The sequence below is a fragment of the Methylobacterium sp. Leaf466 genome, assembly GCF_001425565.1.
GTDB lineage: Bacteria > Pseudomonadota > Alphaproteobacteria > Rhizobiales > Beijerinckiaceae > Methylobacterium.
The window spans coordinates 1-21,847 of sequence record NZ_LMRC01000031.1; the positions used below are offsets into that span (position 1 = coordinate 1).

19 protein-coding genes and 1 tRNA gene are annotated in these 21,847 nt (G+C 68.8%); 6 read left to right on the forward strand and 14 right to left on the reverse strand.

All coding sequences use genetic code 11. The features are described from left to right. Window positions 1-99, reverse strand: a 99-nt coding sequence (locus ASG59_RS20915; protein ID WP_156375624.1) for a GTP-binding protein, incomplete at its 3' end; no start/stop codon positions are given. A 211-nt stretch (window positions 100-310) separates the two neighbouring features. Here ASG59_RS20915 and ASG59_RS11465 point away from each other — a divergent pair. Both ASG59_RS11465 and ASG59_RS11470 read left to right on the forward strand, forming a co-directional pair. Then, window positions 311-988: a metallophosphoesterase family protein gene (locus tag ASG59_RS11465; RefSeq protein ID WP_156399238.1), complete on the forward strand. Its 678-nt coding sequence runs from the start codon at window positions 311-313 to the stop codon at window positions 986-988. A 152-nt stretch (window positions 989-1,140) separates the two neighbouring features. Continuing rightward, the gene (locus ASG59_RS11470) at window positions 1,141-2,055 is read left to right on the forward strand and encodes a manganese catalase family protein (RefSeq protein ID WP_055883317.1); all 915 of its coding nucleotides are present in this window, start codon (window positions 1,141-1,143) and stop codon (window positions 2,053-2,055) included. 120 nt (window positions 2,056-2,175) lie between these two features. Here ASG59_RS11470 and ASG59_RS11475 read toward each other — a convergent pair. From ASG59_RS11475 to ASG59_RS11520, 10 genes are all read right to left on the reverse strand, one after another. Then, window positions 2,176-2,259 (reverse strand) — tRNA-Tyr (locus tag ASG59_RS11475). Window positions 2,260-2,329: 70 nt separating this feature from the next. Continuing rightward, window positions 2,330-4,216 (reverse strand): single-stranded-DNA-specific exonuclease RecJ, encoded by a 1,887-nt coding sequence (gene recJ, locus ASG59_RS11480; RefSeq protein ID WP_055883315.1) that lies wholly within the window; start codon window positions 4,214-4,216, stop codon window positions 2,330-2,332. 195 nt (window positions 4,217-4,411) lie between these two features. Beyond that, complete coding sequence (locus ASG59_RS11485) at window positions 4,412-5,812, reverse strand: NAD(P)(+) transhydrogenase (Re/Si-specific) subunit beta (protein WP_055883314.1); 1,401 nt, start codon at window positions 5,810-5,812, stop codon at window positions 4,412-4,414. Window positions 5,813-5,816: 4 nt separating this feature from the next. After that, window positions 5,817-6,266: a proton-translocating transhydrogenase family protein gene (locus tag ASG59_RS11490; RefSeq protein ID WP_055883312.1), complete on the reverse strand. Its 450-nt coding sequence runs from the start codon at window positions 6,264-6,266 to the stop codon at window positions 5,817-5,819. A 19-nt stretch (window positions 6,267-6,285) separates the two neighbouring features. Continuing rightward, a complete protein-coding gene (locus ASG59_RS11495; protein WP_056408964.1) occupies window positions 6,286-7,425 on the reverse strand; it encodes a Re/Si-specific NAD(P)(+) transhydrogenase subunit alpha in 1,140 nt (379 codons plus the stop codon). 52 nt (window positions 7,426-7,477) lie between these two features. Further along, complete coding sequence (locus ASG59_RS11500) at window positions 7,478-7,771, reverse strand: aa3-type cytochrome c oxidase subunit IV (protein ID WP_055883309.1); 294 nt, start codon at window positions 7,769-7,771, stop codon at window positions 7,478-7,480. A 140-nt stretch (window positions 7,772-7,911) separates the two neighbouring features. Then, window positions 7,912-9,282: an AarF/ABC1/UbiB kinase family protein gene (locus ASG59_RS11505; protein WP_055883307.1), complete on the reverse strand. Its 1,371-nt coding sequence runs from the start codon at window positions 9,280-9,282 to the stop codon at window positions 7,912-7,914. An 89-nt stretch (window positions 9,283-9,371) separates the two neighbouring features. Further along, window positions 9,372-9,758, reverse strand: a complete 387-nt coding sequence (locus ASG59_RS11510; protein ID WP_056408966.1) for a type II toxin-antitoxin system death-on-curing family toxin — start codon at window positions 9,756-9,758, stop codon at window positions 9,372-9,374. Then, window positions 9,755-9,979 (reverse strand): AbrB family transcriptional regulator, encoded by a 225-nt coding sequence (locus tag ASG59_RS11515; RefSeq protein WP_056281739.1) that lies wholly within the window; start codon window positions 9,977-9,979, stop codon window positions 9,755-9,757. The genes ASG59_RS11510 and ASG59_RS11515 overlap by 4 nt, the downstream gene beginning before the upstream one ends. Before the next feature lie 63 nt (window positions 9,980-10,042). Continuing rightward, window positions 10,043-11,917, reverse strand: coding sequence for a M3 family oligoendopeptidase (locus tag ASG59_RS11520; RefSeq protein WP_056408969.1), 1,875 nt, complete (start codon window positions 11,915-11,917; stop codon window positions 10,043-10,045). Between the two features lie 312 nt (window positions 11,918-12,229). Between ASG59_RS11520 and ASG59_RS11525 the strand changes: the two genes are divergently transcribed. Next, window positions 12,230-13,723 (forward strand): sigma-54 dependent transcriptional regulator, encoded by a 1,494-nt coding sequence (locus ASG59_RS11525; protein WP_055883298.1) that lies wholly within the window; start codon window positions 12,230-12,232, stop codon window positions 13,721-13,723. A 147-nt stretch (window positions 13,724-13,870) separates the two neighbouring features. Then, complete coding sequence (locus ASG59_RS11530; protein ID WP_056408971.1) at window positions 13,871-15,883, forward strand: L,D-transpeptidase family protein; 2,013 nt, start codon at window positions 13,871-13,873, stop codon at window positions 15,881-15,883. 304 nt (window positions 15,884-16,187) lie between these two features. Here ASG59_RS11530 and rpoD read toward each other — a convergent pair whose 3' ends face one another. Both rpoD and dnaG read right to left on the reverse strand, forming a co-directional pair. Then, window positions 16,188-18,188 carry an RNA polymerase sigma factor RpoD gene (gene rpoD / locus ASG59_RS11535; protein WP_056281731.1) on the reverse strand — a complete coding sequence of 667 codons (2,001 nt, stop codon included), beginning with the start codon at window positions 18,186-18,188 and terminating at the stop codon, window positions 16,188-16,190. A gap of 197 nt (window positions 18,189-18,385) precedes the next feature. Further along, window positions 18,386-20,305: a DNA primase gene (gene dnaG, locus ASG59_RS11540; RefSeq protein WP_055883291.1), complete on the reverse strand. Its 1,920-nt coding sequence runs from the start codon at window positions 20,303-20,305 to the stop codon at window positions 18,386-18,388. 315 nt (window positions 20,306-20,620) lie between these two features. Here dnaG and ASG59_RS19950 point away from each other — a divergent pair, with 315 nt between their 5' ends. Continuing rightward, a complete protein-coding gene (locus ASG59_RS19950; protein ID WP_200945958.1) occupies window positions 20,621-20,914 on the forward strand; it encodes a BrnT family toxin in 294 nt (97 codons plus the stop codon). A 10-nt stretch (window positions 20,915-20,924) separates the two neighbouring features. Then, a complete protein-coding gene (locus ASG59_RS11545; protein ID WP_244472285.1) occupies window positions 20,925-21,197 on the forward strand; it encodes a BrnA antitoxin family protein in 273 nt (90 codons plus the stop codon). A 9-nt stretch (window positions 21,198-21,206) separates the two neighbouring features. On the opposite strand, the gene ASG59_RS11550 is transcribed toward ASG59_RS11545, so the two are convergent. Further along, window positions 21,207-21,668: a GatB/YqeY domain-containing protein gene (locus ASG59_RS11550; protein ID WP_055883326.1), complete on the reverse strand. Its 462-nt coding sequence runs from the start codon at window positions 21,666-21,668 to the stop codon at window positions 21,207-21,209. Window positions 21,669-21,847 lie beyond the last annotated feature (179 nt).

Sequence of the window (21,847 nt, forward strand, 5' to 3'; positions counted from 1 at the left end):
CGTGATCGCCGCCGTCAGCGACGTCTTGCCGTGGTCCACGTGACCGATCGTGCCGATGTTGCAGTGCGGCTTCGTGCGAGCAAACTTCTCTTTGGCCATTGCCGAGATACACCTGTTCCAGGTCGAAATTCGGCGCCCGCTTACGATTCTTCGCCCGGTTCCGCAAGGGCCACGTCGGCGGGTCGCTCGACCGGAGCGATGTCGGACCGCCGCGGTCGCTACGATCGCGCGTGACGGTGGTATCGTGTCGGGGTTCGACGAGCGGTTCGGCCCGGTGGTCGCGCCGCGTCGAACGTCCGGGGATCGAGGCCTGCCGATGGAGACCCTCACCTACGCCGTCGGCGACATCCACGGCTGCCGCGATGCCCTCGACCGGCTCCTGGCCGCGATCGGGCGACACGCCGCCGGGCGTTGCCGCCGGCTCGTCTTTCTGGGCGACTACGTCGATCGCGGGCCCGATAGCGCCGGGGTGGTCTCGGCCCTGAGGGACCTGCAGACGCGCGAGCCCGGTGCCGTCACCTGCCTCATGGGCAACCACGAGGCCCTGATGGCCGAAGCCTACCGCACCGGGCTGGGGACCACGACCTGGCTCGAGAACGGCGGCATCGCCTCCCTCGCCTCGTTCGGCATCGACGATCCGGAGGCGTTGCCTCGCGACGTCCTCGGTTGGATCGCGCGGTTGCCCACCGTCCACGAGGATGCCCGGCGTTATTTCGTCCACGCCGGCTTCCGGCCGGAGCGCCCCGGCATCGACCCCGACGTCCGCACCCGCCTCTGGATCCGCGAGCCCTTCCTCGGGACCGATTTCGACTTCGGCAAGCACGTGGTCCACGGCCACACCCCGCAGAAGTCCGGCCGACCGGATTTGCGCCGCCACCGCAGCAACCTCGACACCGCCTGCGTGTTCGGGCGGACCCTGACGGCGGCGGTCTTCACCGATGCCGAGCCGGCGCCGGTGGACATCCTGCAGGTCGACGCGCGGCTTTGACCGCCCGTCCCGATCGACCCCGCATGGCGCCTGTGCCGGCCGTTCCGCGAACCGTTGCCGGCGGTCGCGATCACGACGGCCCTCGGAACAGTTCCTCTCATCCCGAGGTAACCCTTGCACGGGACCAGTCTCGTTGTGAAAGGTCATAACCTATGTTTATGCGCGTCGATCGCCTACAGGCCGAGCTACCCGAGCCGAAGAGAGCCGATCCCAATGCGGCCGCAGCCTTGCAGGAACTGCTCGGAGGCAAGTACGGGGAGATGTCGACACTTGGGAACTACATGTTCCAGAGTTTCAACTTCCGCAACAAGACCAAGCTGCGCCCATTCTATAGCCTCGTATCGAGCATCTTCGCCGAGGAGCTGGGGCACGTCGAACTCGTGTCGACCGGCGTGTCGATGCTCAATTGCGGGCCTGGCGACGATACCAAGGACGTCGATATCTCCAAGGCGCCGTTCAAGGACATGCAGGACATCCGGCTGGCCGGAAGCTTCCTCAGCAACGGCGGCGGCGCGATGCCGATGAACAGCAACGCCGCGTCCTGGAACATGGACATGGTCACCACCACCGGTAACCTGATCATCGACCTGCTGCACAACTTCCATCTCGAATGCGGCGCCCGCCTCCACAAGCTGCGCGTCTACGAGACGCTGACCGATCCCACCGGCCGTGAGGTCTGCGGCTATCTCCTGGTCCGTGGCGGTGTCCACGCCCACGCCTACGCGCTGGCCATCAAGAAGCTCACCGGCGTCGAGATCGAGAAGATGTTGCCGACGCCCAACATCAACCTCAGCCGCATTCCCGAGTGCCAGAAGTATCTCGACGAGGGCAGCCACCGTCGGCTCTACCATTTCAGCCCCGACGACTACCGCGAGGCCGCCGGCGTCTGGTCCAACGACGAGGTGGCGCTTCCGGGCGATCCGCCGGGCAACCTCGAGATCGTCGACGGTCACCCCGAGGGCGGCAAGATCCCGGAACTCGACGGCAACTACGGTGCCTTCGCACCCGATTACGCGCCCGAGGAGATCTTCGAGATCGCGAGCAAGCTCTACAAGAAGGGCCGCTGAGGCGGCGCACCGACGATTTGGCGCAGGCTGAGACGCCCGCGTGACCACATCCCGGCGTATCGGACCCGATCCGATGCGCCGGCATTTCGTCTGGCAGGATCGAGGATCGGCTGAAGCGCTTGGTGGGGGAAGTAGGACTCGAACCTACGAAGCTTACGCAGCGGATTTACAGTCCGCCCCCTTTGCCGCTCGGGACATTCCCCCAAACGCGTGTCCTGGTGTCTGTCGAGACCCCGGTCCGCGGCGGTCCTTATGGTGAGGGCACGGGCGGGTGTCAACCGTATCGGTTGGCGTCCGCGGCAGGCGAGAGATCGCAGATCCGGACCTGGGCCCGCTCCGTGCCACGCCAACGGTCGCAGCTCAGCGTGCCGGCGACGTGGAATTCCTGGCCGATCCCCTGGAGGATCGCCTGCCCCAGGGGGCCCTGCGCCGCCCGGAACGAGATGGCGCCGATGGTCTGGCCGTCGCGGCTGCGCAGGCGCGACCGGACATGGCCGGTGCCGACGATGCCGGCGTCGACGATCCTGTGCCGGGGCAGCGCGAAGACCGGCTCGGGCGCACCCTGCCCGAACGGCCCGGCCCGCTGGATCGTTCGGACCATCTCGGCGGTGGCGCCCCCGGCACTGACGGTCCCGTCGAGGAGCAGCGCGTCCACGGTCCGCGCCTGCGCCACGGCGGTGCCGAGGCGGTCGCGGAGATGGTCGCGCAGCCGCGCGAGATCCGTCCCGGCCATGGTAACCCCCGCCGCCATGGCGTGGCCGCCACCCTTCACGGCGATCGCCGCCGCCACCGCCGTGCGCACCGCCTCGCCGAGGTCGGCCCCGGCGATCGAGCGGCCGGACCCGACCGCGCTGCCGTCGGGCCTGAAGGCGAAGGCGAAGGCCGGCCGCCCGAAACGCTCCTTCAGGCGGGCGGCGATGAGGCCGACGATGCCCGGATGCCAATCGGCCGAGCCGGTCACCAGCACCGGCTGGTCGGGATCGAGGCCGAGCGCGCGGTCCATCTCGGCCTCTGCCTCGTCCACGGCCTGCGCCTCGACGACCTGGCGCTCGCGGTTGAGCCGGTCGAGTTCGGCGGCGATGCGCGTCGCCTCGGCGCCATCCCGCGTCAGGAGGAGGCGCGCCCCGAGGGAGGCGTCCCCGATGCGTCCCCCGGCATTGATGCGCGGACCGAGGAGATAGCCGAGATGCCAGGCTTCCGGCGGCTCGGTCAGTGCCGCCGCGTCGAGGAGGGCGGCGAGCCCGAGCCGCCCCCGCGCCCGCATGACGGTGAGCCCCTGCACCACGAAGGCGCGGTTGAGCCCGTGCAGCGGCACCACGTCGGCGACGGTGGCCAGGGCCACGAGGTCGAGCCCGTCCTGGAGGTCGGGCAGCCGGGTCGCCGGCATGCCGGCGCCGCGGAGGAACCGGTTCAGGGCGACCAGGGTCAGGAAGACGACGCCCGCCGCGCAGAGGTGGCCGAGGCCCGAGAGGTCGTCGAGGCGATTGGGGTTCACGATGGCGCGGGCCTGCGGCAGATGCTCGGGCGCGCCGTGGTGGTCGAGCACGACGACGTCGAGGCCGAGCCTCGCCGCGGCCTCGAACGGCGCGTGGCCCGCCGTCCCGCAATCCACGGTGACGAGCAGCGTGGCGCCCGCCTGCGCCAGATCGGTGACGGCGCCGACATTGGGGCCGTAGCCCTCGGTGATCCGGTCGGGGATGTGGATGCGGGCCTCGACGCCGAGATGGCGCAGGTAGCCGGCCAACAGGCTGGCGCTCGCGGCCCCGTCAACATCGTAGTCGCCGAAGATCGCCACGGTCTCGCCGGTCCGGCAGGCCCGGGCGAGGCGCTCGACGGCCGGGCCCATGTCCACGAGGCAGGAGGGGTCGGGCATCAGATCGCGCAGGCGCGGCTGCAGGTGCGCCTGAGCCTGCGCCGGCCGGATGCCGCGACCGGCCAGGACCCTGGCCAGGAGGTCAGGCAGGCCGTGGGCCTGCGTCATGGTGGCGGCATCGGCCTGAAGGGCGGCATCGGCGCAGCGGTCGCGCCAAGTCCGCCCCAGGACCGATGCGGAGACGTCGAGGAAGGCGCGGGGCGGGGCGAGGATGGATGCGGCTGACACGGGCGCCACCCTACCCGCTCGGACCCGTCCGGCGCCACCCGGCCGGTTCCTGTCGCCCATGGCCGGCGGTCGCTCGACACGGTGGGCCGCATCGGCGACCGACGCGGCACCCGAGCCAAGGCCCTATCCGCATCGCGGAGTGACCGACGGCAGACGGCCTGAGCCGTCGACCCCGCCGAACGACGAAGGGGCCGGCATCGGTTGCCGGCCCCTTCTCGTGTTGGAGTCGTCGGGGAGGTCTTCCCCTGGGATCGCTCAGAGGTTCTTGAGGATCGAATCCACGACCTTCTTGGCGTCGCCGAACAGCATCATGGTGTTGTCGCGGAAGAACACCTCGTTCTCGACGCCGGCATAGCCCGAGCCCATGCCGCGCTTGATGAACAGCACGGTCTTGGCCTTCTCCACGTCGAGGATCGGCATGCCGTAGATCGGCGAGGCCTTGTCGGTCTTGGCGGCGGGGTTGGTGACGTCGTTGGCGCCGATCACGAAGGCCACGTCGGCCTGCGGGAACTCGCCGTTGATGTCCTCGAGTTCGAACACCTCGTCATAGGGCACGTTGGCTTCGGCGAGCAGCACGTTCATGTGGCCGGGCATGCGGCCGGCGACGGGGTGGATCGCGTATTTCACGTCCACGCCCTCTTTCTTGAGCATGTCCGCCATCTCGCGCAGGCTGTGCTGGGCCTGGGCCACCGCCATGCCGTAGCCCGGGACGATGATGACCCGCTCGGCGTTCTTCATGATGTAGGCGGCGTCGTCCGCCGAACCCTGCTTGACCGGGCGCGTCTCGACGGCGCCACCGGCGCCGGCCGCCACGGCGTCACCGCCGAAGCCGCCGAGGATCACCGAGATGAACGACCGGTTCATCGCCTTGCACATGATGTAGGACAGGATCGCACCCGAGGAGCCCACCAGCGCGCCGGTGATGATCAGCGCGAGGTTGCCCAGCGTGAAGCCGATGCCGGCCGCCGCCCAACCCGAATAGGAGTTGAGCATCGACACGACCACCGGCATGTCGGCGCCGCCGATCGGGATGATCAGGAGTCCGCCGAGCACGAAGGACACCAGCACGATGAGCCAGAACAGGAGCTTGCTCTCGGTGCCGATGAACATCGCGATCATCGCCACCAGGACGATCGCCAGCACGATGTTGATGGCATGGCGCTGGGGCAGGATGATCGGCTTGCCCGACATCCGCCCGGAGAGCTTGGCGAAGGCGATGACCGAGCCCGTGAAGGTGATGGCGCCGATGGCGACACCGAGCGCCATCTCGAACAGCGACTCCTTGTGGATGTGGCCGTTCTCGAGGATGCCGACCGCCTGGGGCGCGTAGAGGGTGCCCGCCGCGCCGGCCACCGCCGCGAGGCCGACCAGGGAGTGGAAGGCCGCCACGAGCTCGGGCATCGCCGTCATCGGCACGCGCTTGGCGATGAGGGCGCCCGCACCGCCACCGATGGCGAGGCCGAGGAGCACGATCAGCCAGGCACCCGCACCCGAGGGCGGATGGCCGACGAGGGTGGTGAGCACGGCGAGGCCCATGCCCACCATGCCGTAGAGGTTGCCTTGCCGGGAGGTGGTCGGGTGCGAGAGCCCCCGCAGCGCCATGATGAACAGGATGCCGGCGACGATGTAGAGCAGGCTGGAGACGTTCTGGGACATCGTCTCAGGCCTTCTTCTTGTACATGGCGAGCATGCGTTGGGTGACGAGGAACCCGCCGAAGATGTTCACGCTGGCGAAGACGATGCCGAGAAACCCGAAGAAGCGGGCCCAGCCGGTTCCATGCTCGATGAGCGGCACGCCGGCGGCCAGGATGGCGCCGACGATGATCACGGAGGAGATGGCGTTGGTCACCGACATCAGCGGCGTATGCAGGGCCGGGGTCACCGACCAGACCACGTAGTAGCCGACGAAGATCGCCAGCACGAAGGTCGCCAGCTGGAAGACGAAGGGGTCGACGGCCCCGTGGGTCACGGCCGAGAGGCCGTGGCCGATGCTGTCGGCGATGCTCTGCGCCTGATCGGCGTTCTGGCGGGCGATGTCGGCGGCGGTGCGCGCGGCGGCGGCGGCGGCGCGCGCCTGTTCGGCCGCCAGGTCTGGTGGAAGCGTGGCCATCTAGGGTCCTCCGACGGGATCAGGCTTTGGGCTGGAAGGCGGCGTGGACCACCTGGCCGTCGCGGGTCAGGTTCGTGGCCTTGACGAGTTCATCGTCCCACTTGACGGCCAGGGTCTTGGCTTCCTTGTCCACCAGCGTCTCGACGAAGGCGTAGAGGTTGCGCGCGTAGAGGCTCGAAGCGGTGGCCGCGAGCCGGCCGGGCACGTTGAGGTGACCGACGATCTTGGCGCCGTTGCCCGTCACCACGATCTCGCCCGCCTTGGCGCCCTCGACGTTGCCGCCGCGCTCCACCGCGAGATCGATCAGGACCGAGCCCGGCTTCATCGAGGCGACCATCGCCTCGGAGACGAGTTTGGGGGCGGGCCGACCCGGGATGAGTGCGGTGGTGATGACGATGTCCTGCTTGGCGATGTGGGTCGCCACGAGGTCGGCCTGCTTCTTCTGGTATTCGGCCGACATCTCCTTGGCGTAGCCGCCCGACGTCTCGGCCTGCTTGAACTCGTCGTCCTCGACGGCGACGAACTTGGCGCCCAGCGACTCGACCTGCTCCTTGGTGGCCGGACGCACGTCGGTGGCGGTGACGACGGCACCCATGCGGCGGGCGGTGGCGATGGCCTGCAGGCCGGCGACGCCGACGCCCATCACGAAGACGCGGGCGGCGGGCACGGTGCCGGCGGCCGTCATCATCATCGGCATCGCGCGGCCGTATTCCGAGGCACCGTCGACCACGGCGCGGTAGCCGGCGAGGTTGGCCTGGCTCGACAGGACGTCCATCACCTGGGCGCGGGTGATGCGGGGCATCAGCTCCATCGCGAAGGTGGACAGACCGGCCTCGGCCATCGCCTTGAGGGCGTCCTCGTTGCCGTAGGGGTCCATGATCGCCACGACGGTGGTGCCGCTCTTGTAGAGCGCCAGCTCGTCGGTGGCTGGGCGGCGCACCTTCAGGACGAGGTCGGCGTCGCGGGCGGCGTCTTCGGCCGAACCGGCGATGCTGGCGCCGGCCGCCTCGTAGTCGCCGTCGGGAACGCCGGCCTTGGTGCCGGCCCCCGACTGGACCACGACGGTAGCGCCGAGGGCCGTGAATTTCTTCACCGTTTCGGGGACCGCCGCGACCCGCGGCTCCGCGGGATCCGTCTCACACAGGACAGCGACGCGCATTCAACGATTCCCTCGGGATGAAGACCGTGATCGTGGCCGGGTAGCGGCGGCGTCAGGCGAAGGCGAGATACAGGGCGAGCAGGATGCCGACCGCGAGGGGTCCCTTCCAGCCGACCGCCGGGGACAGGGCGCCCAAAGCACCGGCCGCGCCCGACAGGAAGACGCCGAAGATGGCCATCAGCCAGGCTTCACGGATGCCGCCGACGGCCAGGGCGAGGACCCAGCAGAGTACGACGCCGGTGCCGATTTCCACGAAGCGGACGAAGCCACGATAGGTCTGTTCGTGCGTTTTGTCGTCCATCGCCGGGCTGTAGGTGAAACCGGACGTGGTCTTCGTATCGGCCATCTGATGGTCGTCCCCGTGGCGTCGTCTTGATTGGTTCCAAGGGATTTAGCGCAAGCCTAGGCGGCCCGCAATCGAGTTGCGGACGGCTTGGAATACCAGGCCGCGGTTTTTGTGGGGATTCGCAGTGAGCGGGGCGGGTCTCAGAGCGGGTCGGGCAGGCCGGCGACGGCCAGGGCTTCGCTCTGGCGGACCGCCAGCTCGTCGAGGCTGAAGCGGTCGATCTCAGCCTCGAACAGCCTGTGGTAGTTCAGTTCCGAGCGCAGGTGCAGGAAGACCGCGCCGAGGCCGACGGCGGCCCGGTCCATGAAGACGAATTCCTGCGGGACCGTGACCGGGCCGCGCTCCTTGAGCGCCTGGTGCACGGCGAAGGCCTGGCGACGGCCGTATTCGCCGGGCTTGACACCATCGGCCACCGTACGCGTCCGGTCTTCCAGGAGCGGGCCGTAGATGAAACGGGCCCAGATGTTAAGGATGTCGATGAGTTCGCGGTTGAGGTTCTTGAATCCCCAGGTCTCGTAGGCGTGGACGATGCGGGAATGGTCGTCGGTGAGGAGGCCGCGATAGAGGTCGACCACGCCGCCGACGAAGCGGGGGTGGAAGATCCGTACGCAACCGTAGTCGAGCAGGTTGATGCCGCCGGGCCGTCCGTCCTCGGAGAAGACGGTGTAATTGCCCAGATGCGGGTCGCCGTGGATGACGGCGGCCCGGCTGAAGGGATGCCACCACGCCTTGAACATCGACTGGGCGAGGTGATTACGCGTCTCGATCGGCCCATCGGCGAAGTTGAGGATCTTCTCGCCCTCCAGCCAACCGAGGGTGAGAAGCCGCTTTGTGGAGAGGTCGTGGTGGATGGCGGGCACCCGCACCACCTCGATGTCGCGCAGCACGTTGCCGTAGAGGACCGCGTGCTTGGCCTCGCGCTCGTAGTCGAGCTCCTCGCGCACCCGGGCACCGATTTCCTTGGCGATCTCGCGGGTGTCGAGCCACGAACTCAGGCGGCGATGCAGGGCGAAGGCGACCTCCAGCTGCTTGAGGTCGGCCTCCACCGCCGACTGCATGTCGGGATACTGGAGCTTGCAGGCGAAGGGCGTGCCGTCGAGGCCGACCGCCTTGTGGACCTGGCCCAGGGAGGCCGCCGCGGCGGGCTTGAGGTCGAAGCTGGCGAACCGCTTCTGCCAGTCGGGGCCGAGCTCGGCCATCATCCGGCGCTTGACGAAGGCCGCGCCCATGGGCGGCGCATCGGCCTGCAGCTTCTGCAATTCGGCGGCGTATTCGGGGGGCAGGAGGTCGGGCACGGTGGCCAGCAGCTGCGCCACCTTCATGATCGGCCCCTTGAGCCCCCCCAGGGCCTGGGCCAGGGCGGCGGCGTTGCTCGGCGTCTCGCCGCCCTTCGCACCGAACAGCTTGGCCCCGGCCATGCGCGCGGCGACGCCGCCGACATTGGCGCCGACGCGGGCATAGCGGCTGGCGCGGGCGGAGAAGCGATTGGCTTCGCTGTCGTGGTCGGCCATCGACGGGTGTCCGCTCTAAGGAATGACGCTTCGCACATAAGCCGTCCGCCCGCCGATGTCAGGGCGCTGAGGCGGCGGGTCGCGGCCGTTCAGGCGGCGGGCCAGTTGTCCCTGATCCAGCGCGTGAGGCCGGTTTCGTCGACGTCGCCAGCGGCGAGGCCACGGATCATCAACACCGCCTCGGCCTCATCGGCCAGAAAGTCGATACCGTTGAGGCCAAGGAAGGTGACGAGGGAGAGGAGCGCCGCCCGCTTGTTGCCGTCGACGAAGGGATGGTTCTTGGCGATGCCGAAGGCGTAGGCCGCCGCAAGTTCGGCGAGATCCACCTCGCCATAGGCGGCTCGGTTGAGCGGACGACCGAGGGCGGATTCCAAGGCTCCGATATCCCGGAGGCCAGCAGGCCCGCCGAACATCTTAAGCTGCCGCGCATGTATGGCTTGGACCAGATCGCTCGTCAGCCAGACAACTTCGCTCATTTCGCAAGCTCGGACAGAGCGTTGCGATAGGTCTTCATCGCCTTCTCGGCGATCTCCATCCCCTGCTCGAAAGTCGGGTCGAGGGGTGAAAGCCGCACGGAGCCGTCCGCGTTCTCGGTGACGTAGAGCCAATCCCCCTGCGCGAGATTGAGCTTTCCCATCAATTCGCGCGGCAGGATGAGTCCGGTGGAATTGCCGATCTTCTTGACTTCGAGCTTCATGGCCGGGACCCTTTCCGTTGTACGCGATGTACAACGGAAAGGGTCGGCGTCACAATCGAAGCTTCAGCCCTCCATCGCCTCCAGCTCCGCGATCATCCCCTCGATCATCCCCAGGCCGATCTGCCAGAAGGCCGGATCGCGGGCGTCGAGGCCGAAGGGAGCCAGCAATTCGCCGTAGGGCTTCGAGCCGCCCGCCGAGAGCAGGCTGAAATACCGGTCCACGAAACCGCCCTCGGCCCTGGCGTAGACGCCGTAGAGCGAGTTCACGAGGCAGTCGCCGAAGGCGTAGGCGTAGACGTAGAACGGCGAGTGGATGAAGTGCGGGATGTAGGCCCAGAACGGCTCGTAGCCCGCGTCGAGGGCGATGGCCGGTCCGAGGCTCTCCGTCTGCACCGACATCCACAGGGCGTTGATGGCTTCCGCGGTGAGCTCGCCCTGGCTCCGAGCAAGGTGGACCTTGCGCTCGAAAGCGTAGAACGCGATCTGGCGCACCACCGTGTTGATCATGTCCTCGACCTTGGCCGCCAGCATCGCGCGGCGTTGCGCCGGTGCGGTGATGCCCGAGAGCAGGCGACGGAAGGTCAGCATCTCGCCGAACACGCTCGCGGTCTCGGCCAGCGTCAGGGGCGTCGGCGCCATCAGGGCGCCGTTGGGCGAGGCCAGCACCTGGTGGACGCCGTGGCCGAGCTCGTGCGCCAACGTCATCACGTCGCGCGGCTTGCCCTGGTAGTTCACCAGCACATAGGGATGCGCCGAAGGCACGGTGGGATGGGCGAAAGCGCCCGGCGCCTTGCCCGGCCGGGTCGGCGCGTCGATCCAGCGCCGGTCGAAGAACGTCCTGGCGATGTCGGCCATGCGCGGCGAGAACGCGCCGTAGGCGTCGAGCACCGTGTCGCGGGCCTCCGCCCAGGGGATGGTACGCTGCTCGACCCGCGGCAGCGGCGCGTTGCGGTCCCAGTAGGGGAGCGCGTCGACGCCGAACCACTTGGCCTTCAGGCGATAGTAGCGGTGCGACAGGCGCGGATAGGCGGCCTGCACCGCCTCGACCATGGCCGCCACCACCTCCGGCTCGACGCGGTTGGCGAGGTGGCGCGCGTCGGCGACGTCCGAGAACCCGCGCCAGCGATCGGCGATCTCCTTGTCCTTGGCCAGGGTGTTGGTGATCAGCGTGAAGGTGCGCAGGTTCGCCCGGAACACCTCGCTGAGGGCTCCGGCTGCGGCCTTGCGGACCGAGCCGTCCGAATCCTGGAGCTTGTTGAGCGTCGGTTCGAGGGTCAGCTGCTCGCCCTGCACCGTGAACCGCAGGGAGGCGATGGTGCCGTCGAACAGCCGGTTCCAGGCGGCCCGGCCGGTGACGGATTTCTCGAGGAACAGCTTTTCGAGGCGGTCGTCGAGCTGGAACGGCTTTTCGCGGCGGAGGTCCTCGACCCACGGGCGGTAATGCGCGAGCGGCCCCGCCGCCATTGCTCCATCCATCACCGCGTCCTCGACCCGGTTCAGTTCGAGGGTGAAGAACAGGAGGTCGCCGGCGGCCTTGGTCAGGCGCTCCTGGGTGTCGCCGTAGAACTTTTCCCGGCGCTCGTCGGTGGTGTCGCCGGAATAGACGAGGCCGGCGAACGACATCAGGCGGCCGAGCAGATCCTCGACCCCCTCGTATTCGGCCACCGCCTCGCCCAGCAGAACCGAGGCATCCGGAGTGCCCGCCAGGACCGCGATCTTGCCGGCATAGCGCTCCAAAAAGGCCTTGCACCGCGCCTCGGCCCTGGCGAGGTCGGCCCGAAAATCGTCCGACTCGATGCCCGCGTAGAGATCGGACAGGTCCCATTCCGGCAGGGCGCCCAGGTCCACCGCCAGGGCGGCCGCCCGCGCGGCGTGCGCTCCCTCGGATTGCCGCACCGGGGCCGGCGGCGTGGCGTTGGCGACGGATCGGCTCGACATGCTGACCTACTTTTCCCTGGCGGCGCCCGGGCGCCGCGACGTCGTTCCGGCGATCGAGCGCCGCGCGCGATCATATCGAACGCCGGCGGTCCGCGATCAACCGATCGGGCAGCCCCAATCGCCAGGGGCAACCGGTCGCAGGCATCGGCGAGGGACGGCGAGGGGCGGGCACGACCGTCATTCGTCGTTAAGGCCAGCTTTACGGTCTTGCGCCACGGTACGCTTCGAAACGAAACAGCGGCCGGCCGGTGTCACGCGGAGGTTCCTCCTCGCGCTCACCGCTGCGCCCGAGCGGACCCGGGGCTTCACCGCATGTCGACAACCGTCCTCATCGTCGACGACGACCCGGTGCAGCGGCGCCTCGCCGAGGCGATGGTGCGCCGCCTCGGTTTCGAGGCCAGGGTCGCCGAGGGCGGCGAGCAGGCCATCGAGATGCTGAAGACCGGCGAGCCCATCGACGTGGTGCTGCTCGACCTCGTGATGCCCGGCGGCCTCGACGGCCTCGGCGTCATGGCCGAGCTGCGCAAGTCCGGAATCGACACCCCGGTCATCGTCCAGACCGCCAACGGCTCCATCGATGCCGTGGTCACGGCGATGCGCGCCGGTGCCATCGACTTCGTCGTCAAGCCGGCGGGCGCCGAGCGCCTCCAGGTCTCGATCAAGAACGCGCTGAAGGTCGACCAGCTCGAAGAGGAGGTGCGGCGCATGCGCCGGCGGGCCTCCGGCTCGCTGACCTTCAAGGACCTCGCCTCCAAGAGCCCCGACATGGATCGGGTCATGCGGCTGGCCGAGCGGTCCGCCAAGTCCAACATCCCGGTGCTGATCGAGGGCGAATCCGGCGTCGGCAAGGAGGTGCTGGCGCGCGCGATCCAGGGCTCGGGCGACCGGCGCGGCAAGGCCTTCGTCACCGTCAACTGCGGCGCCATCCCCGACAACCTCGTGGAATCGACCCTGTTCGGCCACGAGAAGGGGGCCTTCACCGGCGCCACCGAGCGCCACACCGGCAAGTTCGTGGAGGCCTCGGGCGGCACGCTGTTCCTCGACGAGATCGGCGAGCTTCCCCTCGACGCCCAGGTCAAGCTCCTGCGCGCCCTGCAGGAGGGCGAGGTCGATCCGGTCGGCGCCAAGCGCAGCGTGCGGGTCGACATCCGCCTGATCTCGGCGACGAACCGCTCCCTCCTCGACCTCGTCAAGCAGGGGCGCTTTCGCGAAGACCTCTACTACCGCCTCAACGTCTTCCCGATGACCCTGCCGCCCCTGCGGGCCCGGCGCGAGGACATCCCGGATCTCGTGCGCTCGTTCTGCGCGCGCTTCGCCGCCGAGGAAGGCAAGCGGGTGCGGGCGGTGACCCCCGAGGCGATGGCGCTCCTGACCCGGTACGGCTGGCCCGGCAACGTCCGTCAGCTCGAGAACGCCCTGTTCCGTGCGGTGGTGCTCGCCGACAGCGACGAACTGACGGTGGCCGAATTCCCGCAGATCGCGGCGCAGGTGGCAGGGTTCGACGTGCGCATCCCGGCCGCACCCAGCCAGCCGATGGTGCAGCCCGGCATGCCCGACCCCGTCCGCGAGATCGTCCGGGTGGAGGTGCGCGATCCCCACGCCCTCTCGCTGGTGGTCGAGGAGACCGGCGAGATGAAGACGATGGACGTCGTCGAGAGCGAGACCATCCGTTTCGCGTTGCAATTCTATCGCGGTCGCATGTCGGAGGTGTCGAGGCGGCTCGGCATCGGGCGCTCGACGCTGTATCGCAAGCTCAAGGACCTCGGCCTCGACGCCGAGGACAAGCCCGACGAGGCCGCGGCCTGAGGACTCCCGCGATGGTCGGACCCGCGAGGGCCTGCCGCTGCCGTGCCGCGGTCGTGCGTGTAACGTGTGGTTGCGCACGGCCGAGATTGATATGATGGTCTCTAACCTGGAACGGGCCGGCTGGCCGGATTCCGAGGAGCTTTGGTCATGGGCGCATCCGTCACCGGCGCTTCGCGTCCCGCCGCCGTGGTTCTGGCCGCTGCCCTGAGCGCCTGCATCGGTCAGGCGGTGCTCGCCCCGGTCGCCCACGCCCAGGTCACCGGGACCCAATCGACCGATCCTCAGCCGGTCGGGGTTTCGCAGGGCACAGCGCCCGCCGAGCCCTCGACGGAGCCGCTGCGCCCGTCCCTCCCCCTCCCGGCCGATGGCGCAGCGTCCGCCTCGCCGCCGGCGCCCGACGCGCCCGCCCAGGTGACGGTTGTTCCGCCGCCGCCATCGGATCCCCTCGCCGCCGCTGTCGCCGCCCGCCTCGCCGATCCGGCGCCGCTCCTCGCACGCCTGACCACCAAGGAGCGCGAGGCGATCCAGGCGTTCTATGCGCTCGGCGCCTTCAAGCCGGCCTGGATCGTCGACGGCGCCTTCTCGGCGGCGGCCAAGGCGGTCATGGGGCGCCTGGCGCAGGCCGGCGAGGACGGCCTCGACCCCCTCGCCTATCCGGCCCCGGTGCTCGGCACCGCCAAGCTCACCGAGGCCGAGGTGGCCCAGGCCGACCTGAAGCTGTCCTCGGCCGTCGTCCTCTACGCCCGCGACGCCCGCGGCGGCCGCATCTCCCTTGCCAACCTGTCCCGCCTCATCACGCCGACCCTCGACCTGCCCGCGCCCGACGCTGTGCTGGGGCGCCTCGCCACCGCCGGCACCGAGGCCGGGGCGCTGCTGCAGCGGTTCAATCCCGACCAGCCGGGTTACCGTGCCCTCAAGGCTCGCCTCGCCGCGGGCCGCGGCCACAGCCAGCCGCCCGTCTCCGGGACGCTGCGGCTGCCGGCGGGGCCGGTGCTCAAGCTCGGCATGCGCGATCCGCGGGTGCCGGCCATCCGCACGCATTTCGACCTGGAGACCCGGACCGCCGGAACCCTCGATGCCGCTCCGGGCGAGCCCGACGCTTACGACCAGGCCGTAGTCGCCGCCGTCGGCGCGTTCCAGAAGCGCCGCGGCCTCCCGGCCAACGGGCACCTCACCGCCCAGACGGTGGCCGCCCTGGCTTCGTCCGAGGGGGCGGCCCCCACCGGAACCGCCGACGAGGCCGCGCTCATCGTCAACATGGAGCGCTGGCGCTGGCTGCCGTCGGACCTCGGTCCCGACTACGTCATGGTCAACATCCCCGAGTTCCGCTTGCGCGTGGTGCGCGACGGGCGCCAGCGCGACGAGGCGCGGGTGATCGTTGGCAAGACCGAGTCGCCGACCCCGATCTTCTCGGGCGCGATGGAATACGCGGTGGTCAATCCGTCCTGGCACGTGCCGCCCTCGATCCTCAAGAACGAGTTCCTGCCCGGGCTCGCCCGCGACCCCAACTACGCCGCCCGGCGCGGCTATCAGGTCGTCTACAGCGGCAAGACCGTGTCGGTGCGCCAGCCACCGGGCGAGCGCAACGCGCTGGGCTTCATCAAGTTCATGTTCCCCAACAACCATGCCGTCTACCTGCACGACACGCCCAACCGCTCCCTGTTCGCCGCCTCGCAGCGGGCGTTGAGCCACGGCTGCGTGCGGGTCGACGATCCCTTCCGGTTCGCCGATTCCGTACTGCCGGAGGAATGGTCGAGTTCGCGGCTGAAGGGCCTGATCGGCAAGGGCGAGCGCACGATCCGGCTGACGCAGAAGCTGCCGGTCCACCTGGCGTATTTCACCGCCTACGTCGACGACGGCGGCGCCTACCGCACCCTGCCCGACCTCTACGGCCACGATGCCCGCATGAAGGCCGCCCTCGGCCTCGGCGGTGCCGGGCCGGCGATGGTCAAGCTCTCGCCCGAGCCGCGCCGACGCCCGGCCCAGGTGGCTCCTACCCAGGTCGCTCCTACTCAGGTGGCGCGGCCGGTCGCCGACCCGGCTCCCGCCTCCGTCCCGCGCCGCTCGGCCCGGGCCGCCACCGCCGAGCGACCGTCCAACGACTTCGGCGAGCCCGGCCTGTGGACGCCGGCACCGAGCCGTCCGCGCTCCTGGTGGTGACCGGCGGACGGATGGGGCGCCCCCCTCCGGTCCGTATAGTCTACATCTCGGTCGGAAGCGTGCGACAGGGCCTTCTCCGCCCGCTCGCATGTCCCGACAGACGGAAGTCTGGAGTTGAGGGCAACTTCTGTCGTCTACAGGGATGGGCGTCGAGGCTTGGGGTCCGCTCCGGCGCATTCTGGCAACGACAACGACCGGCCATGGCAACCGCCGCTATCCCTCGCGGCGGCCGGCGATTCCCGTCCTGACAACCCTCCGCCCGCCCCATCGGGGCGGAGCGAAGGGCCACCCGGTCCAATCGGCCTCAGTTGTCGAGGAAGCTGCGCAGCTTCCGGCTACGGCTCGGGTGCTTGAGCTTGCGCAACGCCTTCGCCTCGATCTGCCGGATGCGCTCGCGGGTCACGGAGAACTGCTGGCCGACCTCTTCGAGGGTGTGGTCGGTGTTCATCCCGATGCCGAAGCGCATCCGCAGCACCCGCTCCTCGCGGGGCGTGAGCGAGGCGAGCACGCGGGTCGTGGTCTCGCGCAGGTTCGACTGGATCGCCGCGTCGATGGGCAGGACGACGTTCTTGTCCTCGATGAAGTCGCCGAGATGCGAGTCTTCCTCGTCGCCGATGGGCGTCTCCAGGGAGATCGGCTCCTTGGCGATCTTGAGAACCTTGCGGACCTTCTCCAGGGGCATGGCCAGCTTCTCGGCCAATTCCTCCGGGGTCGGCTCGCGGCCGATCTCGTGCAGCATCTGGCGCGAGGTCCGGACGATCTTGTTGATCGTCTCGATCATGTGCACCGGGATGCGGATCGTCCTGGCCTGGTCCGCGATCGAGCGGGTGATGGCCTGCCGGATCCACCAGGTGGCATAGGTCGAGAACTTGTAGCCGCGGCGGTACTCGAACTTGTCGACCGCCTTCATCAGGCCGATGTTGCCCTCCTGGATCAGGTCCAGGAACTGCAGGCCGCGGTTGGTGTACTTCTTGGCGATGGAGATCACGAGGCGCAGGTTCGCCTCGATCATCTCCTTCTTGGCCTGGCGGGCTTCGCGCTCGCCCTTCTGGACCATGTTGACGATCTTGCGGTACTCGCCGATCTCGAGGCCGGTCTCGGAGGCCAGGGTCAGGATCTGCTCGCGTAGGTCGCCGACCTGCTTAGCGCCCTTCTCGACGAGGTTCTTCCAGCCCTTGCCGCCGAGTTTGCCGACCCGCTCCATCCAGTTCGGGTCGAGCTCCCAGCCCTGGTAGTGGCGCAGGAACTCGTCGCGGGCGACGCCGTGGGTCTCGGCGTAGCGCATCAGGCGGCCCTCATGGCTGATGAGGCGCTTGTTGATGTCGTAGAGCTGCTCGACCAGGGCCTCGATGCGGTTGGCATTGAGGGACAGGGACTTCACGTCGGCGACGACGGTGTCCTTTAGCTCGGACTGCTTCTTGCCCTGGGCCGCCGTCTGGGTGCCGCCGCCGGCCTTGATCTCGCCGTGCTCGTTCTGGAGCTTGCGCAGCTTCTTGTAGTTGTTGGCGATGTTGTCGAACGTCTCGAGCACGCGCGGCTTGATCTCGGCTTCCATCGCCGCGAGCGAGACGTTGTTCTCCATATCGTCGTCGTCGTCGCTGCCCTCGGCGGGGATCGGCGCCTCGGCCTCGGCTTCCTCGCCCTCCTCACCCTCGGCGATCTGCGGCGCGTTCTTGGCGTCCGGCCCGGCGTAGGTGGCCTCGAGGTCGATGATGTCGCGCAGGAGCACCCGGCCGTCGACGAGCTCGTCGCGCCAGATGATGATCGCCTGGAACGTCAGCGGGCTTTCGCACAGGCCCGCGATCATCGCCTCGCGACCGGCCTCGATCCGCTTGGCGATGGCGATTTCGCCCTCGCGGGAGAGCAGCTCCACCGAGCCCATCTCGCGCAGGTACATGCGCACGGGATCGTCCGTGCGGTCGGTGGGCTCCTTGGTGGTGGTCTCGCGCAGGGCCACGGCCTTGGCCGGCGCGATCTCGGCGACCTCGGTCCCCTCGGCGGCCTCCTCGTCGTCGGAAGCCTCGCCGTTGGCGGGCTTCTCGGTCGCGGCGTCCTCGGTCTCCTCGGCCTCGACGACGTTGATGCCCATCTCGGAGAGCTGGGACAGGACATCCTCGATCTGGTCGGGGTCGGATTGCCCGTCGGGCAAGACCTCGTTGATCTCCTCATAGGTGATGTAGCCGCGCTTCTTGGCGAGCTTCACCATCCGCTTGACGGAGGCATCCGTCAGGTCGAGGAGCGGTCCGTCGGTCTGTTGCTCGGGGGCAGCATCCGTCTCGTCCCGTTCCGTTGCCTTGGTTGCCATGATCAGCCTATTGTTGCCGCACGTACGTCGAGCGGGAGCGAGAACGCCCCACGCGGTCGATGCCGCACTTTCATATTGGTCTGCGGAGGCTCGGATGCGACCGCGTCGATGTCAGATCCCGGTATGCAAGCAAGACGCTTGACCGATTGTTAACTATGGCCCGCGATCGGGCGGCCGCCACGGCGTTCGCCGAAGGCTCAAAGCCTGGGCGGATCGCCCTCCTCCGGCACATCCGCTTCCGCCTCGGCCCCGGCGATCACCGCCAGACGGTCCTTCACGTCGCATAGCCAAGCAAAATTGGCCTCGGTCGGGTCTTCGGCCAGGGCCCGCTCGGCTTGGCGGAGTTCGCTATTTAGCGCGCCTGACTTGCAGTGCAAGATCACGGCCTGACGCAATGCGTCTTCGAGCCGCACGGAATCCGCGTGCGGATCGAGGGCCCAGCGGTCTCCGGGCCTGACGTGGGAGGATAGCCGGGTCACGGCGGCCTGCAAACCCGCCCGCTCGATGCGGTTGGCCAGAACCTCCACCTCCGGCTGGTGCGCCTCGGCATGGGCGTCGAGCAGGAGCGAGCGCAGGGCCTGGGCGTCCGGATCGTCGAGGACCAGTGCGGAGAGGTCCTCGGCCTCAATGCCGAGCAGTTCCGGGTGGACGAGCAGGCTCGCCACGATCATGGCCTCGCGGTCGCGGAAGGCGGCATGGCCCGAGGCGCCGGTGGCCCCGGCAAAGAGCGGGTTGAAGGTGGTGGTGATCCGCGGCGAGGGCGCGGGCTCGTCCATGCGCCCGCGCCGCGGGCCGCCGCGCGGCTGATACGGCGCTCGCCCGTCGTCGCGGCGCCGGGCCGGGCCGCCCTGCGGCGAGAGACTGCGCAGGCGATCCTCGATCTCGTCGCGATAGAACCGCCGCACGGTCTCGTCGCGGATGCCGGCCACCATCGCCCGCACCGCCTTGGCGAGGCCCGCCCGGCGTTCGGGCGTATCGACGGGGCCGGCTTCGAGGGCGCGCGACCACAGCACCTCGACGAGGGGGCGGGCGCCGGCGAGCACCGTGTCGATCGCGGACGGGCCGCCCGACCGCAACAGGTCGTCGGGGTCCTGGCCCTCGGGCAGGAGCGCGAACCGCAGCGACTTGCCCGGCTCCAGGGACGGCAGGGCGGTCTCGATCGCCCTGAGCGCGGCGCGCTGGCCGGCGGCATCGCCGTCGAAGCACAGGATCGGCTCGTCCGCATGGCGCCAGAGCAGGGCGAGCTGCTCCTCGGTCAGGGCCGTCCCCATCGGGGCCACGGCGTTGGCGTGGCCGGCCATGGTCATGGCGATGACGTCGACATAGCCCTCCACGGCGACGATGGTGCCGCGGTCGTGGGCGCTCTTGCGGGCGCCGTGCAGGTTGTAGAGCACCTGCCCCTTGTGGAAGAGCGGCGTCTCCGGCGAGTTCAGGTACTTGGCCTTGGCCTCGGCCTGCATCGCCCGGCCGCCGAAGGCGATGACCCGGCCGCGGCTGTCGGTGATCGGGAAGATGATGCGGTCGCGGAACTTGTCGAAGGGGACGGCGATGTCGTCGCCCGAGACCAGCAGCCCGAGTTCGGCCATCAGCTCCTTCTCGACGTCCTTGGCCGCGAGGTGGTCGCGCAGGCCGTAGCGGTCGCCGGTGGCGTAGCCGAGCCGGAAGCGGGCGCGGATCTCGGGCGTGAGGCCGCGGCCGTCGAGGTAGGCGCGGGCCGAGGCGCCGGGGCGCCCGCGCAGCTGCTCCTCGAAGAAGGCGGCGGCGAGTTCCATCACCTCGAAGGCGCCCTTGCGCTTGGTCTCCATCGCCCGGGTGTCGGCGCTGGGGCTGGGCAGTGCGACGCCGGCCTCCGAGGCCAGCCGCTCCACCGCTTCGGGGAAGCTCAGGCCTTCCGTCTCCATCAGGAAGGTGAACACGTCGCCGTGCTTGCCCGACGAGAAGCAATGGTAGAACTGCTTCTGGTCGTTGACGTAGAAGGACGGCGACTTTTCCGCGTTGAACGGCGACAGCCCGCGCCACTCGCGCCCGGCCTTCTTCAGCCGCACCCGCCGCCCGACCACGTCGGAGGCGGGCAACCGCGCTCGGATCTCTTCGAGGATGTGGGGCGGGTAGCGCATGGGCCTTCGAGATGGTCGACGGTGGGCGTCCACCGACCCAACCCTTATCGCATGGACCGTTCCCAAGTCGTAAGCTGGCCCTCCAGATCGGTCCACGATCGCGGGTCGGCGCGACCCCGTCGGACGTCTTGCTCTCCGAACTCAACCGGTGTATATACGTTTGTATTGATTGTCTCGGCATTGTGAGAGATCGAGCATCATACAGTTTGGTGTCGATTGATCGCGTAATCAAACTCTATTTTTATGAAATAATTGCGAGTTTTTTCATGATATATTGATTTCATCATCGATCAAACGGCATCGGGAAATTCTTAAATGGAAGATATTTCCTACGAATGGAATGAAGAAAAACGAAACGGCAACCTCATAAAGCACGGTATCGATTTTAGAGACGTGATCTCTGTATTTAGCCGCCCGCATTTGACCTTTTCCTCGATGCGTGGCGACGAGAATAGGAATGTCACCCTTGGGGTGCTTGGGCTTGGCGCACCCGGGTCGGGCGTCATCGCCGTGGTCTGGACGGATCGCGGCGGTGTGAGGCGAATCATCTCTGCGAGAAGGGCAAGGCGAAATGAGCGAGACATCTATCACGCGGGTCGGTCCGCTTGACGAGCGCCCCGTGGGCCTGACCGACCTGGCACGGTTGGAGGCCTTGTCGGACGAGGATATCGCGGCTGCGGTCGCGTCCGATCCCGACGCGGCGCCCCTCGACATCGACTGGTCGCGGGCGCAGCTGGTGATCCCGCAGCGCAAGGCTCCGATCTCGATCCGGCTGGACGAGGACGTGCTCGATTTTTTCAAACGCGGCGGAGCCGGCTACCAGAGCCGGATCAACGCCGTGTTGCGCAGCTACATGCGTGCGAAGGAAAGCGAGCCCGGCCCGGCGGCATGAGGACGATCCTCACCCCTTGGCGTTCAACGCCTCCTTCACCAGCCCGCTCGCCCGCCCGAAATCCATCCGGCCGGCGAACTGGCCCTTCAGGGCGGCGATGACCTTGCCCATGTCCTTGGGGCCGGCGGCACCGGTCTCGGCGATGGCCGCGTCGATGGCGGCCCTGGTCTCGGCCTCGTCCATCTGCTGGGGCAGGTAGGCGGCGATGATCGCGGCCTCGGCCCGCTCGGCCTCGGCGAGCTCGGGGCGGCCGCCCTGGTCGTAGACGCCGGCCGATTCGTTGCGCTGCTTGATCATCTTCTGGAGCAGCGCCAGGATCTCCTCCTCCGAGGCCGGCTCCTTGCCGAGCCCACGCGCCTCGATGTCCTTGTCCTTGAGGGCGGCCTGGATCATCCGCACGGTGGCGAGCTTGGCCTTGTCGCCGGCCTTCATGGCCTCCTTCATCTCGGTGGTCAGGCGGGCACGCAGCATGGTCGTCTCCTGTCGGGCGTCGACATCGGGGGGGGTGTGCGAATCGGGGCGGTTGAGCCGGGCGGCGGCCGGGGCCACATTGACCCCGTCAGCGCCCGCTCGGTATGAGCACGGCACGACGATGCCACCCGCACGCGCCGTCTTCGACGGCGCCGGGAATGGCCGGACATAAGCGAGAT

What these genes read in the sequence shown, in the direction of transcription:
- ASG59_RS11470 (WP_055883317.1), top strand. Translation starts at nt 1,141, where the DNA reads ATGTTTATGCGCGTCGATCGCCTACAGGCCGAGCTACCCGAGCCGAAG.
- ASG59_RS11485 (WP_055883314.1), bottom strand. Translation starts at nt 5,812, where the DNA reads ATGTCCCAGAACGTCTCCAGCCTGCTCTACATCGTCGCCGGCATCCTG.
- ASG59_RS11510 (WP_056408966.1), bottom strand. Translation starts at nt 9,758, where the DNA reads ATGAGCGAAGTTGTCTGGCTGACGAGCGATCTGGTCCAAGCCATACAT.
- ASG59_RS11500 (WP_055883309.1), bottom strand. Translation starts at nt 7,771, where the DNA reads ATGGCCGATACGAAGACCACGTCCGGTTTCACCTACAGCCCGGCGATG.
- recJ (WP_055883315.1), bottom strand. Translation starts at nt 4,216, where the DNA reads ATGGGCGACAGGAACCGGCCGGGTGGCGCCGGACGGGTCCGAGCGGGT.
- ASG59_RS11520 (WP_056408969.1), bottom strand. Translation starts at nt 11,917, where the DNA reads ATGTCGAGCCGATCCGTCGCCAACGCCACGCCGCCGGCCCCGGTGCGG.
- ASG59_RS11515 (WP_056281739.1), bottom strand. Translation starts at nt 9,979, where the DNA reads ATGAAGCTCGAAGTCAAGAAGATCGGCAATTCCACCGGACTCATCCTG.
- ASG59_RS11530 (WP_056408971.1), top strand. Translation starts at nt 13,871, where the DNA reads ATGGGCGCATCCGTCACCGGCGCTTCGCGTCCCGCCGCCGTGGTTCTG.
- dnaG (WP_055883291.1), bottom strand. Translation starts at nt 20,305, where the DNA reads ATGCGCTACCCGCCCCACATCCTCGAAGAGATCCGAGCGCGGTTGCCC.
- rpoD (WP_056281731.1), bottom strand. Translation starts at nt 18,188, where the DNA reads ATGGCAACCAAGGCAACGGAACGGGACGAGACGGATGCTGCCCCCGAG.
- ASG59_RS11550 (WP_055883326.1), bottom strand. Translation starts at nt 21,668, where the DNA reads ATGCTGCGTGCCCGCCTGACCACCGAGATGAAGGAGGCCATGAAGGCC.
- ASG59_RS11525 (WP_055883298.1), top strand. Translation starts at nt 12,230, where the DNA reads ATGTCGACAACCGTCCTCATCGTCGACGACGACCCGGTGCAGCGGCGC.
- ASG59_RS11490 (WP_055883312.1), bottom strand. Translation starts at nt 6,266, where the DNA reads ATGGCCACGCTTCCACCAGACCTGGCGGCCGAACAGGCGCGCGCCGCC.
- ASG59_RS11495 (WP_056408964.1), bottom strand. Translation starts at nt 7,425, where the DNA reads ATGCGCGTCGCTGTCCTGTGTGAGACGGATCCCGCGGAGCCGCGGGTC.
- ASG59_RS19950 (WP_200945958.1), top strand. Translation starts at nt 20,621, where the DNA reads ATGGAAGATATTTCCTACGAATGGAATGAAGAAAAACGAAACGGCAAC.
- ASG59_RS11505 (WP_055883307.1), bottom strand. Translation starts at nt 9,282, where the DNA reads ATGGCCGACCACGACAGCGAAGCCAATCGCTTCTCCGCCCGCGCCAGC.